This window comes from Sphingobacterium detergens (assembly GCF_003610355.1).
GTDB lineage: Bacteria > Bacteroidota > Bacteroidia > Sphingobacteriales > Sphingobacteriaceae > Sphingobacterium > Sphingobacterium detergens.
The window spans coordinates 70,593-84,835 of sequence record NZ_RAPY01000006.1 but is presented as its reverse complement, the minus strand read 5'-3'; the positions used below and the strand labels follow the sequence as shown (position 1 = coordinate 84,835).

Genomic DNA, 14,243 nt, shown 5'->3' with positions numbered 1-14,243 from the left:
AACAAGTCAACGCGTATATGCATACATTAAAGTTGTACGCCCATCGCACCAAATGTAGAATATCAAATAACCGGACCGTATAAGGTCCGACGAAATTACATGTTAATGAAACCATCATGATTTATTCAAACCGAGCGAAACGAGTTCATGAATGCAATTAAAAAACAAATTATGAATGAATAATCCCATAGGGGAATGAGTAAATCTGATAGCTTCATCGCAAATGAAAAACAAATTAAAACGGATGAAAAAATTTGCATTATATTCCATTGCACTATCGACCTATGCACTGACCGGCATGACAAGTTCTTTATTTGCACAGGATATCCGAGCCAAAATCCAAGACGCATTCAATCAGTTTCAAAATCAGGAAAACGTAAAAAACGGTATCAGTTCTTTAACGGTATTTGACGGAAAGACAGGACAGACTATCTATGCTGTCAATGAAAATATCGGGCTAGCCACAGCTTCCACCATGAAAGTGATTACCGCGGCTACGGCATTAGATTTTCTGGGCAAGAATTATCAATTTAAAACCACCCTATACTATACCGGTACCATAGATGAAACCGGCGTCCTGAATGGCAACATCATTGTAACAGGGACTGGTGATCCTACCTTGGGCAGCGACCGTTACCCGGAGACCAAAGCGGCTATCGTGCTGAACAAATGGATCGCAGCTATTCAAAAAGCTGGGATACGAAGTATCAATGGAGCAGTTATTGCCGATGACCGCCTCTATAACGGCAATCAACTCCCTGGAGGATGGATCTGGACAGATATGGGTAATTATTACGGTGCCGGCATTTCATCACTCAACTGGCATGAAAATGCTTTTGGAATTGATTTTAGTCCAGCAGCCAAAGTTGGTGCAAAAGCTGAAATTATCCAAGACACGACACGAGCTCCTTACCTGAACATTATCAATGAAACCACAACAGGCAGAGCAGGCAGTGGAGACAATGTCTATGCCTATGCAGCGCCTTATTCTACCAAGATATTTGTCCGCGGTACTTATGGTCAGGATTTGAAGAAAACCATCGAGCTCGCTTCTCCCGACCCTGCATACGATCTGGCTTTTCAACTGAATGAAGGTCTCAACAAACAGGGCATCCTTGCAATCCAGCCACCCGCAACAGGGGCGAAGATGGATTCAATAGACGTATCCCAAAAGCAAACACTGGATGTGCACCTATCTCCTACCATGGATAAAATTGTCTATTGGTTTAACCAAAAAAGCATCAACCTCTATGGGGAAGCCCTATTAAAAGCGATTGCCTATACCACTGCAGGAAAAACAGGAACGGATGATGGGGCCAATTACATACAGAAGTATTGGAACGCCAAATTAGGAATCAAGCCAAGTGAACTCAATAGTATGGATGGTTCGGGGCTTTCGCCGCAAAATAGGGTCACCACACTCGCCATGAACAAAATCATGCAGTATGCACAAAAGCAAAATTGGTATCCTGTATTCTACGAAAGTCTGCCGACCTACAACGACATGAAGATGAAGAGTGGAACAATCGGTGGCGTACTGGGCTATACCGGTGTTCACACCAATAAAAATGGGCAATCATTTACTTATACGCTATTGGTCAATAATTATTCGGGATCAGGGTCCAATATGCGCAAGCAAATGTTTAAATTGCTGGACATTTTAAAATAACATATTATTGTCTATTTATAATAAGATATTGGCAAATATTTCCAAATATCAAAAAGAATGATAGATTTGTAGCCTTAAATTAATAAAATCGTAATGAGTAACACTAATCGTAAACAGGCAGCGTTAAATTACCACTCAATGGGTAGACCTGGAAAAATAGCTGTTGTTCCGACAAAACCAACAAATTCGCAAAGAGACTTATCATTAGCATATTCTCCTGGCGTAGCGGAGCCATGTTTGGCTATTGCCGAGAATAAAGAAGATGCTTATAAATATACCGCAAAAGGGAACCTTGTTGCTGTTATCAGTAACGGTACAGCTGTATTGGGCCTAGGTGATATCGGCGCTCAAGCAGGTAAACCGGTCATGGAAGGAAAAGGTTTATTGTTCAAAATTTTTGCTGACATCGATGTATTTGACATTGAAGTGGACACCAAAAATGTTGACGAGTTCGTGAAAATTGTAAAAGCATTGGAGCCAACTTTCGGAGGTATCAACCTGGAAGATATCAAAGCTCCTGAATGTTTTGAAATTGAGCGTCGCCTGAAAGAGGAAATGACGATTCCCGTTATGCACGATGATCAACACGGTACAGCGATCATTTCGGGTGCAGCCTTGATCAATGCCTGTGAAATTATCGGAAAAGATATCTCCAAAGTAAAAATCGTCGTTAATGGTGCCGGTGCTGCTGCAATGTCTTGTACAGCAATGTATATTTCTGTAGGCGCAAGCAAAGAAAACATTGTGATGCTAGACAGTAAAGGTGTTATCCGTACAGATAGAGAAAATCTGGATAGCATGAAAGCACAATACGCTACTGATCGCGATATCCATACCCTAGCAGATGCTGTAAAAGACTCGGATGTATTTATCGGATTGTCGGCTGCGGATGTCATGTCAGCAGAGATGTTGTTATCAATGGCTCCTAATCCAATTGTTTTGGCAATGGCCAATCCAAATCCGGAGATTGCTTACGATTTAGCGATGGCCACCCGCAGTGATATTATCATGGGTACTGGCCGTTCGGATTACCCAAATCAGGTAAACAACGTATTGGGTTTCCCTTACATTTTCCGTGGTGCTTTGGATGTGCGCGCAACAGCAATTAATGAGGAGATGAAAATTGCGGCAGTACGTGCGATTGCTGATCTAGCGAAACAACCAGTTCCGGAAGAAGTCAATCAAGCTTACAATACCAGCAACTTAAAATTCTCTGAAGAATATATTATTCCTAAACCGACCGATCCACGTTTGATCACAGAGGTTTCTATGGCTGTAGCAAAAGCAGCGATCGAATCTGGTGTAGCGAAAACAGCAATCGAAGATTGGGATAAATACCGCGATGCATTGCGTAAACGTCTGGGTAAAGATGATGCGATCATGCGCAATTTAACGATGGCAGCTAAAAGAGATCCAAAACGTGTTGTCTTTGCTGAAGCAGATAATTACAAAACATTACGTGCTGCTCAAATCGTAAAAGAAGAAGGCATTGCGCTTCCAATTCTTTTAGGTAAGAAAGAGAAAATCCAACGTCTGATCCAAGAGTATGCTTTTGAATTAGATGGTGTAGAAATTATCGACCCAGTTGCTGAGGTTGATGGAGAAACAGAGCGTTCAAAAAAATTCATCGAGCACCTTTATAACAAAAGACAACGTAGAGGGATCTCTCGTTACGACGCGCGCAAGCTGATGTTTGACCGCAACTATTTCGGTGCTTCTTTGGTTGAGTTTGGCGAAGCAGATACATTGATTTCTGGTATGACCAAAAATTATGCAAACACCATTCGTCCAGCTTTACACGTTATCGGTGCTAAGCCGGGCAGCCGCGTAGCAGGTATGTATATGATGTTAACCAAAAAAGGACCTATTTTCATGGGCGATACGACCGTGAATGAGGATCCTACTGCACAAGAATTGGCTGATATCACCTTGCTTTTGGACAAAGCTGTTAAACGTATGAATATCCAACCGCGCATTGCATTATTGTCTTACTCTAATTTTGGTTCCAGTGAAGGAAAAACACCAACCAAAGTAAGAGCAGCAGCGCAGATTATTCACGACCAACATCCTGACATCATTGCTGATGGTGATCTACAAGCTAACTTCGCCTTAAACAGCGATATGTTAACTGACAATTTCCCATTCAGTTGTTTAAATGGACAATCGGCAAATACGCTTGTTTTCCCTAACCTGGAATCAGGTAATATCGCCTATAAACTATTACAAGAAGTCGGTGAAGCGGAAGCTGTAGGTCCTATTCTTTTGGGTATGAACAAGCCGATCCATGTACTGCAATTGGATAGCTCTGTACGTGAAATTGTCAACATGGTGACTATTGCCGTAGTTGATGTTCAAGCTCATCTTAAAAATTTATAGAATCGCTTAAAATCTTCCTATATTCGTATTACTATGTACGAATATTTCAATGGAAAATTAGCATATAAAGCCCCCACTCATGTTGTTATCGACGTGAGTGGGATTGGCTACTATGTTCACATCTCTCTTTATACCTTTTCCCAAATCAAGGATCAGGAAAACTGCAAATTATTTATTTCGCTGCAAGTCAGGGAGGATTCCTACACACTGTATGGCTTTGCCACGGAAGGCGAAAAGAAGCTGTTCGAGAATCTGATTTCGGTTTCAGGCATCGGCCCCAATACGGGTCGAATGATACTCTCATCCAATACACCTGATGAAATACAGTCCGCCATTGTCAATGGTCAGGTTGCCTTAATTCAGAAAATTAAAGGAATCGGCCCTAAAACAGCACAGCGTCTGATCCTGGAACTTCAGGATAAATTGAAAAAACAAGGTGTGGAAACGCTCTCGACAACAATTCAATCGCAATCCGTCCCAGACGAAGCTTTGTCTGCATTGGTTATGCTAGGCTTCAACAAAGTGGCAGCTGAAAAGGTATTGAACACCATTTTAAAAACAGAAAGCAACCTTTCTGTAGAGGATATGATCAAATTAGCACTAAAGAGGCTATAAAATGGGATATCATGGTTTGTTTGTTGATCCGCTGACGAACACTCTGTTGATCTGATTCATCGCTACACACAGAACAAAATATATAACTCATACTATAAAAGGAACTTTCGGGTTCCTTTTTTTATTTTCTCAACAGCCGTCTTCATTCGAATCCCGCATAGCTATACTGTGTTTTGAACAGCGAACTTCTAGCTAACAATCTATGAACTGAAAGTAGACTAACAGGGACTTCATAGGGACCTTATACGAACCTCATTCGGATAAACACGCATGAAGTTCGTTTTATCTCCGTCTAAAATAAGTGTTAAAAGCATAGAAAAGACAAAGAAGAATCAAACTTGCCCTCTCCTTAACACGAGCTTATTTGCTTCGATAATTAAGTGATCCGCTTATATCTCTATGTAGAACCGTGGAATAATAGCAATTGAAATAGAGTTTATCGGATTACAAGTACGGTTATGAGCTTAATAATTACAGTACATCTTCGAGAGATAACACAAACGATTGCCCTACAAAAAACAAACACATAATCAGTTAGTTACAAAAACACATAAGAACCTTCCTCCTCGTTGCTACAGCCTATTTGTTACAATCTGGCGTTGCTAAAACGTATTTATTACCTTATTTTTAGCACTTCGTATTTCAGTTATAATCGCACACATGAAAAAACTATTTTCACTTGCGCTCGCTTTAAGTTTAGGAGCAGCAGTATTTGCGCAAGAAAAGAAAGACATCACCTTGAACATCGTGCCTCTACCACAACATGTTCAGATCAAAAACGGGTCATTTAAAGTCAACACAAACACTAAAATTGCATTTGACAGCGATGAGGATAAAAAAGTTGCCACTTTATTCCAGGATTTTCTAAAAAGTAACTACAACCTCAATCTGTCTTTAGTTAAGTCACCTGGTAAGAATAGCATCTATTTTTCGTCCAAAAATGCAAAATCCACAAACACGGAAGCATACGAACTTAACATCGCTGCGGATCAGATTACGGTCAGTGGAAAAGCATCAGGTCTGTTTTATGGTATGCAATCGCTGATCCAGTTACTACCTGTAGACAAAAAAGCAAGCATCGAAATTCCACAGGCATCCATTCAGGATGAGCCACGTTTTGCTTACCGTGGGCTGCATCTGGATGTTTCCCGTCACTTTTTTCCGGTAGAATTTGTTAAGAAGTACATTGACATTCTGGCTTCTTACAAATTGAATACTTTTCACTGGCATCTGACGGATGATCAAGGATGGCGCATTGAAATTAAATCACACCCGAAGCTAACACAGATCGGTGGCTATCGCAATCAAACGCTTTTAGGTAACTATAAAACTGATGGTGACTATGATAACACGCCTTATGGCGGTTTCTACACCCAGGACCAGATCAAAGAAGTCGTGGCTTATGCCAAATCTAAGTATGTTACCGTCATCCCTGAAATCGAGATGCCCGGCCATGCTTTGGCAGCACTTTCAGCTTACCCAGAGCTCGGTTGTGGTGATAAACCGGGACCGTATACTGCAGCACAGACCTGGGGAGTATTTGATGATGTATTCTGTGCCGGAAAAGAAGAAACATTTAAGCTATTGGAAGATGTAATCGACGAAGTGATCCCATTATTCCCTAGCGAATATATTCATATCGGTGGCGATGAATGTCCTAAAACAAGATGGAAGACATGTCCGCATTGTCAAAAAAGAATCAAGGATAACAATCTTAAAGATGAGCATGAATTACAAAGCTATTTTATTCAACGTATGGAAAAATACATTAATAGTAAAGGTAAACGTATCATTGGATGGGATGAGATCTTAGAGGGCGGTTTAGCACCAAATGCGACTGTTATGAGCTGGAGAGGTGACCAAGGAGCTATCGATGCTGCAAACCAAGGCCATGACGTCATCATCACGGCAAATAGCTATGGTCTATACTTTGATCACAAACAAGGAGCTGATCAAAATAGGGAGCCATTGAGTATCGGTGGTCTTTCGACATTGGCTAAGGTATACTCTTCTGATCCTATGCCTAGCAAAATCTCTGAAAACAACAAGAAACATGTCTTGGGTGTTCAAGCAAATATCTGGACGGAATATATCGGTTCTTCCAATAAAGTAGAGTTTACAGTATTACCACGTGTATTGGCGCTGTCTGAGATTGCCTGGACACAACCGGAAAAGAAAAACTGGAAGAATTTCTCCGAGCAACGTGCGGCACGTCAACTGGCAAAGCTAGATCAGACAAATACATTCTACCGTGTACCCGAGGCTTATGGTATCTCTGATACAACGGTATACGCTTCAGAATATACCATCCGTGGTTTGAAACCATCTGTGGAAGGTGCCAAAATCTATTATACCCTAGATAACTACGATCCTTCGGAATTAGATCTAGAGTATACAGGTCCGGTTAAAGTGACTGTTCCAAATAGTAAAGAACGTGTATTCAAAGCGGTCGTTATTACTCCTTCTGGAAAAAGAAGCAATTACATCCGGGTAAACATTATCAATACAAAGAAATAAAATAATATACCCCATGCGAAAGCGCTAATATTCTGTTAACTTTGAGCAGATATTAGCGCTTTTTTTCTGAACCACCTGTTCTTTCGGGTGCAGAAAGAACCGTCAGTTGATTTTCTTTACTGTTGGTGCTTTTAAAAGCGTGAAGGTCTTATTGAAAGTGTGTATTTCTACAAGAATTTAAAAAAGAATTTTTATGGCTGAGGATCTACGAATTGCCAAGGGCAGCAAAGAGGAACAATATCAGAATTTACTTCCGCAGATAGGTGGGTTGTTACAGGGAGAAAATAATCAGGTTGCAAACCTTGCCAATATCGCAGCAGCGCTTAAGGAACAGTTTAATTTCTTTTGGGTGGGTTTTTATCTTGTAGACGGTACTGACGAGCTTGTTCTCGGTCCCTTCCAAGGTCCTATCGCCTGTACGCGCATAAAAAAAGGGCGCGGTGTATGCGGTGGAGCTTGGGCACAGGAGAAAACACTCATTGTACCCGACGTAGAGCTGTTTCCTGGACATATCGCCTGTAGTTCTCTGTCACGCTCTGAAATCGTATTGCCTGTATATAATCAGGGGGAAATTATAGGTGTTCTCGATGTGGACAGCAGTGAATTGGACAGCTTCGATGAAATTGACGAAAAATACCTGGTGCAAATCTTGCAGTTGTTGGATAAATAAAGAAAAGTGGACGCTATCGGAGCGAAAATAGATTCATGAACAGATTTAGAACCTATGTTCCCTACATAGGAGATATTTGAATAGATCAAGTTTACTTATTAACATGTTAGGATTTATCTATTGTTTGTCTTAAATGATGAATGTAGATGGCCTATAAAAAGTTTATTTCTCTCATAAAATAAAAATTGCAATTAGACGTTTTTCTAATATAACGTTTGTTCAATTTTCTAGCATTCCCACATAAGGGGGCTTAACCAATATAAAACATTATACTTATGTTTAGAGAACAAGGACTTATTGTTGATATGTATATCGAGGGCAATCCTCTTACCCATTTCCTATCATTTAGCCTGATACAAGAATTTAATTCCCATCATCATTTTGAGCTAAGGCTTGAACATGGTAGGCTGGGCTTACCTGGCTTGATCAACCTCAATGAGAGCCGGGATTATATTGGGCGTACTTTTTCTGTTTCCTTTGGTTATGATCAGACAACACTGCAAAATTTTAGCGGTCTGATCACCAATGTTGCTCTATCACAATCCAATGGTTATCAAGGGGAATTGGTTATTACAGGCCATAGTCCGACAATCCTGCTTGACAGGGGCGCAGACTTAGGATCCTATCTGGATCGCGACCTCTCTTCTATTGTCAAATTAGCAAGCAATGAATTGGCCTCGAATGACCTTTATTTTGCGATCAACCCCTCCCGAAAAGCGCCGTTAGATTATGTCATTCAATACCGCGAAAGCGACTTTGAATTTCTCAACCGACTGTCTGCCGAATACTACGAATGGTTCTACTATGATGGTGAGTGCCTGCATTTTGGCAAACCTGATGAGCTTGAACATGCTAAATTGACTTATGGACAAGAAATTAGCACTTTGGATTATGGGATTAATATTGCTCCTATTAAACAAAAACGCTTTTTTTACGATGCGAAGTCCGATGAAATGATGGCGAGCGAAAGCGAGGGGAGAGTCAAAGGTAGCGTTGATTTGCTTCATGCGGCAGATCGGTCCAACTTGATGTATAGTAAAGTATTCAATCAGCAAGCAATTCCACGAATAGATAGTTTTGGCGATCTAAGAGATCTTGTTCAATACGAAGAACAGGCCAAGGTGGGGCAATTATTAAAAGTAAATGCAACCTCAGACAGTCCGAAAGTTAAATTGGGGCTAGAGGTCGAAATTGAGACATCGGTTCGCCAGGAGCTGTCCTTTGTTTCCGATACTTTGGGCAAGTTTTTGATCACGAAAGTGGAGCATCATCTTGATGGACTGGAACATTATAGCAATCGATTTGAGGGTATTGTCGGAGGGACTGAAAGGCTTCCCGTAAAAAATTACCGGAAACCGAACGCTGACCTTCAATTGGCCAATGTTGTTGCCAACGATGACCCGGACGGACAGGGGCGTGTAAAAGTGCGTTTTAAGTGGCAATGCCATACGAATGAGGAGACTACATGGTTGCGTGTGTCAACACCAGATGCGGGCGGCAGCGGACAGGTCAAAACGAATCGGGGGCTTGTGAGTATCCCGGAGATTGGGGACCAGGTTATTGTGGCCTTTGAAGAAGGAAATATTGCCAGACCCATTGTTATGGGATCTGTGTTTCATGGTAAGACGGGCACAGGTGGGGGGAATGGAAATCATATAAAAAGCCTGAGCAGCAAATCAGGTAATATGGTCAAGTTGGACGATCGTGATGGAAGTGTGTATATTACGGACAAAGGGGCGGCCAATATGCATTTTGACGGGGCCGGAAACTCGACCACAAATGCGAATAATACCCATGCTGTCAATGCCGGCAGTGCAAACGTGATCAATGTTGGCGCTAAGAAAGACACCCCACCACAATCATTGCTCAAAATGGACGCAGACGGTAATATCGTTCTGGATGGAAAGAAAAAGATTACATTTTGTGTTGGGGAAAACAAAATCGAAATCTCCAAAGAAGGTATCGTGATTACGGCCAGTGAGGGAAAAATCGAAGGCACGGCTTTGACCGGACCTGTTGCTATCGAGAGCAAAGTGGCAGGTGTGGACATTAAGGCATCAACCGCTTTTAATCTAAAAGGTGCTGATGTTGCTGTCAATGGAGATGCTACGATCCGGTTTGGCTCGCCGGATACAGACATTACATAAGATAAGGAGATGATATATGCCACATGAATTAGAATATATTGTCGACAAAGCCATCTGTCAGTGTGACAAAGGGGAAAAACCGAACTACTTTCGAGGTACACATAATCCCAATGTGAAGATAAACGGCTGTATGGCCTGTACTAAAGCGGACAAAATCCAATTGGTCAATATTCCCTCTTTTGGTGTCTGTAGTGTTACGGGATCGGCCTGTACACCTTCGCCTATTGACTGGGAAGATACCTATAAAGTTAAAATAAAGGGGGAACAGACTTTACTGTATAAGTCTAAACTTCCCTGCGGGCAAGGTGGAAAGATAACTTTTTTGACTTCAGGGCAGATTCCGATCAGCGAGGAGGAACTTGCGGAGATGATTGACGAGCATAGTGAAGAGCAGAAGCAGGAAGATGAAGGTTGGGGTTGGTGGGATACGGCCGAATTGATCCCTGTCATCGGAAGTGTCATAGGTATCGTGCGTTCAGCCGCAAAGGGCAACTATTGGATGGCAGCCGCAAATGTCGGTTTTTTGGTGATGGATGTAGCGGGAGTTGTTAGCTTTGGCGCCACCACAGCAGTATCTACCGGATTGAAGACAACAGCTAAAGTGGGCCTCAAAGCGGGGGCCAAAGCAGCCGTAAGAACAGGCTTAGAAGCCGCAGGGAAGATATTGACAAAAACTGGTGCTAAGGCTGTTGCCAAAGCAGCGGCAAAACATGTAGATGACATTGCTGCCGCAACAAAGAAGCTTTGTGTATTTGCCTGTTTCCCTGCCGGCACGTCGGTTCAGGTAGAGGGCGGGGTAAAAAATATCGAAGATATACGGGTCGGTGATTCGGTATGGGCGTATAACGAAGAAACGGGACAAACAGCACTGCGAGCAGTAACGGCAACCCTGCAACGAGAAGTAGATGCTACTGTTTATCTAACCTTAGAGGGCGAAACTATCGAAACTACGGCTGAACATCCATTCTACACACACGACGGCTGGAAAGATGCAGCGGATCTTGATGAAAGAGATCAAATATTGACCAAAGATAATGGATATAAGCCTGTCAAAAGTCAAACTTTTTCGTATACTTCGAAAAAAGTCTTTAATTTCGAGGTAGAGGGATGGCACACTTATTTTGTAGGCATGCTGGCCTGGTTGGTGCATAATGCACGTCCTTGTTTAAGCCAAATAAAGCATTTGCCCGATTGGTTGGCCCGTATGGCGAAAGGCAACTATTTTAATTTTATCCGCGAGCAATTCTATAAACGTTTGGGGGGCTTTAATGAGGTTGTCCTGGAATCCGGAAAACGATTGGACAGCTATTTACCGGGTAAGGAGATCATCTCCAGAAAATTTACCCAATTGGCAAATGTTACTGAAAAGACAGCAAAATCTTATATCGATGAATTGGTGGAAAAATATGGTACTGATCAAGTGATTAAGAAAACCACCCGAAATGCAGAAGCAATTGCGCAAGGAGGGGAAAAACTTAAAGGCAAACTTATTCTAGAGGTGCCGAAGCAAGCAGGAGAAATATCGAAGGAAGTACTAGAGCATGCCTCAGATAATTTTGTAAAAATCAGAGATATTACAGGGAAAATACTTAATCCATAAAAAATGAAAATAATTAAATATATAAATTACTGGACTGAAGACAAAAAAATTAAAAGTGAAAAAGCAACTGTCGGAAAATGGGATATCTGGAACAAAACCAAGTATAAATCAAAAGTAGAAAAAGGAGAACTTACATCCGAACAGGTAGCTCGGGATAACCATCCCAAAGGGTTTGCCTATGAGTTTTGTGCATTTGAACGGGAAGGAGATGAAATCCCCTTTGCTTTGGTCAACTTAGTATTAAGGAGCAATCATGCGGGGGTCGATTTTATTGATCCTGCAGGACGTAATTACTTGAGCTATCTATTTGGAGAATCTAAAAGAAGCCCGGAAGAGCTCTTTCTTCGGGAGGTATGGTATTATAATTTTCCGACAGAAAATACCGAAGAGGAGGATTATCGTATGCATTTTGTCTTTGATGAGGAAGGCAATGTGAACTACCGAAAATACGACGAGGTTAATAAAAAAACGCTGGACTATGAAAGCAATCGACAGTTTAATATGACAGGGTTGTATGAACCTATTCCTACATTTGGCGACTATGAAAGTCTTATCCGATTGGAGCGTGACCTTCCAATTGATGTGATGATATAGCTGTGCTAGGATAAAAGGAAAAGTACCTATTCACCATCCAATTGAACAACACATGTTAAAAAAAAGCCGGAATAATTTGATTTAAATCCCTGTAGCAAAATTTTTATGCTATTGTAATTCCCAAATTTTAACAAGCTTGTCGTCGCTGACACTAAAGAAATACCGACCATCGTCAGACCAGACTCCTGCATTGACAGATAGGTGATGACCATCTTGCATTTTGTCACGACTCATATTCTTCAACAAAGCAAAATCCGAGTTAGACCAAAACTTCACTGACTTATCCCGGCTTACCGTCGCGAATAATGGTTCAACTGGATGTGGATAGATTCCATATACAGTAAACAAGTGTGGGACAAATGAAAAGTTATTACTCAACTGACCGACTTCGGAAATAATGAGCTGAGCATCACGTCCACCGCTTAATAGTCTATTTTGAAGAAAAGCCAACGAAGTTGTGGGCATACTATGGAGCTGCATACGCTCAATGACATGAAAGTCTTCACTATCCAGTAAATATACCCAGCCATCTTTATCACCCAATGCAATTCTGTTTGAGTTTTCATCAACGGCAATACTCCGAACAGTCGTTTGGGATAGCTGTAACTCATAAATACTTTTATATGTTGCGAGATCGATCACATAGAGTCGTCCTTCCTCCCCTACAGCCAGCAGCTCATTTTTTTGTTTGACAAACGCTAGAGCAAAGATGGCTTTTTTACCCAATTGTAAACTCGCGACAAGTTTTTGTTCTTGCACATCCACAAAAAGTAGTTTCCCCTCACGTAGTGCAATCGCTAAGATCGCTGTGCCTGGGATTAGTTTTAAAGCATACACAGAGGAAGTCACTGCACAAAGGATACGTTTAAAGCTATTTTTTTCGATATCCCATTCAACCACGCCCTTGTCATTGCCACCTGTAAAGAATGTATGCGGATCGTATCCTTTTTCTACACAAAAAATAGGATTTTGATGTCCGGGTAATGTCGCTCTTAATTTAATATCCATAGTAATATCTTCAAGTTCTCCAGATGACATTTGGAGAGGTCATTCTTGATCAATCTTCTTCCAATTGACCGTCCACTTCTCATTGAACTGTTCTTTGCTTCGTTTCACTCACTCACAATAAAAGCGCAGAAAATAATAAAACCTTCATGCTTTCAAACAAGCACCAACAGCTATGAAAATAGTCTGAAGGTTCTTTCTCGTCAATAAACCGAATGTAGCGAGCTCATTGATACCTTATGAAAAAATACGGATCAATAAAAAACAGGCAATTCAAAAAAAGAAGTGCAGTATATCTACAAATATACTGCACTTCCAAGACTATTTTGTCATATTAGGTTAAAGCCTCGTTCCGATCCCTAGATCCAATCAAATTTATTCAAGCATATTCAGGGTCGATAGCAGAAGCTTTCTTTGAAAAACAGCGCTATTGGTGTCTGCTTTCAAGATTTTTAGCAATTGTTTCCAACGAAAAGCCTTTTTCACGCAACAATACGATCAAATGGAACAATAGATCGGAAGTCTCATTGATAAAGTCGGTCTCCGTTTCCGTTAATGCTGCGATCACGGTTTCTACTGCTTCTTCACCTACTTTTTGAGCGATCTTATTAATTCCTCTGGAACGCAGACGATTGACATAGGATTCGTCGGAAGGATTTTCGTAACGATGATTTACAATACGTTCCAGCTCCAATATGAAATTTTGATTGAATTCCGTATTGAAACAGCTCCGACTTCCTGTATGACAAGTAGGTCCCATCGGATCAGCCTTGATCAATACGGTATCTTTATCGCAGTCGATATGAATACTCTTTACATTTAAAAAGTTACCACTCTCCTCTCCTTTGGTCCAGAGACGATTTTTGCTACGTGAGAAAAAAGTCACGCGCTTTTCCGTCTGTGTTTTTTGCCAAGCCTCTTCGTTCATGTACCCCAGCATCAACACCTCTAGTGTTTGGGCATCCTGCACGATCACTGGAACAAGTCCGTCACTTTTTGCGAAATCTAACATTGTATTAGTATCTAGTATTTAGTATCTAGTATTGAGAC

Annotated in this window: 10 protein-coding genes; 8 read left to right on the top strand and 2 right to left on the bottom strand. The window is 41.3% G+C overall.

Annotation, left to right across the window (positions count from 1 at the left end; genetic code table 11):
• The first annotated feature begins 244 nt into the window (after window positions 1-244).
• The 8 genes from dacB (at window position 245) to DFQ12_RS23125 (ending at window position 12,188) form a co-directional block, all read left to right on the top strand.
• On the top strand, window positions 245-1,669 hold the full coding sequence (dacB, locus tag DFQ12_RS23160; RefSeq protein ID WP_244211830.1) for a D-alanyl-D-alanine carboxypeptidase/D-alanyl-D-alanine endopeptidase: 1,425 nt from the start codon (window positions 245-247) through the stop codon (window positions 1,667-1,669).
• A 93-nt stretch (window positions 1,670-1,762) separates the two neighbouring features.
• A complete protein-coding gene (locus DFQ12_RS23155; protein ID WP_120261432.1) occupies window positions 1,763-4,045 on the top strand; it encodes an NADP-dependent malic enzyme in 2,283 nt (760 codons plus the stop codon).
• Between the two features lie 33 nt (window positions 4,046-4,078).
• A complete protein-coding gene (gene ruvA, locus DFQ12_RS23150) occupies window positions 4,079-4,660 on the top strand; it encodes a Holliday junction branch migration protein RuvA (RefSeq protein ID WP_120261431.1) in 582 nt (193 codons plus the stop codon).
• Window positions 4,661-5,320: 660 nt separating this feature from the next.
• Window positions 5,321-7,177 carry a beta-N-acetylhexosaminidase gene (locus tag DFQ12_RS23145; RefSeq protein ID WP_120261430.1) on the top strand — a complete coding sequence of 619 codons (1,857 nt, stop codon included), beginning with the start codon at window positions 5,321-5,323 and terminating at the stop codon, window positions 7,175-7,177.
• Window positions 7,178-7,370: 193 nt separating this feature from the next.
• Complete coding sequence (locus DFQ12_RS23140; protein ID WP_120261429.1) at window positions 7,371-7,847, top strand: GAF domain-containing protein; 477 nt, start codon at window positions 7,371-7,373, stop codon at window positions 7,845-7,847.
• Between the two features lie 275 nt (window positions 7,848-8,122).
• The gene (locus DFQ12_RS23135) at window positions 8,123-9,994 is read left to right on the top strand and encodes a type VI secretion system Vgr family protein (protein WP_120261428.1); all 1,872 of its coding nucleotides are present in this window, start codon (window positions 8,123-8,125) and stop codon (window positions 9,992-9,994) included.
• Window positions 9,995-10,010: 16 nt separating this feature from the next.
• The gene (locus tag DFQ12_RS23130; RefSeq protein ID WP_120261427.1) at window positions 10,011-11,594 is read left to right on the top strand and encodes a polymorphic toxin-type HINT domain-containing protein; all 1,584 of its coding nucleotides are present in this window, start codon (window positions 10,011-10,013) and stop codon (window positions 11,592-11,594) included.
• 3 nt (window positions 11,595-11,597) lie between these two features.
• Window positions 11,598-12,188, top strand: a complete 591-nt coding sequence (locus DFQ12_RS23125; protein WP_120261426.1) for a hypothetical protein — start codon at window positions 11,598-11,600, stop codon at window positions 12,186-12,188.
• Window positions 12,189-12,296: 108 nt separating this feature from the next.
• On the opposite strand, the gene DFQ12_RS23120 is transcribed toward DFQ12_RS23125, so the two are convergent.
• Both DFQ12_RS23120 and hisIE read right to left on the bottom strand, forming a co-directional pair.
• A complete protein-coding gene (locus tag DFQ12_RS23120; RefSeq protein WP_120261641.1) occupies window positions 12,297-13,196 on the bottom strand; it encodes a WD40 repeat domain-containing protein in 900 nt (299 codons plus the stop codon).
• A gap of 424 nt (window positions 13,197-13,620) precedes the next feature.
• Window positions 13,621-14,205, bottom strand: coding sequence for a bifunctional phosphoribosyl-AMP cyclohydrolase/phosphoribosyl-ATP diphosphatase HisIE (gene hisIE, locus DFQ12_RS23115; RefSeq protein WP_120261425.1), 585 nt, complete (start codon window positions 14,203-14,205; stop codon window positions 13,621-13,623).
• Between the last annotated feature and the right edge of the window lie 38 nt (window positions 14,206-14,243).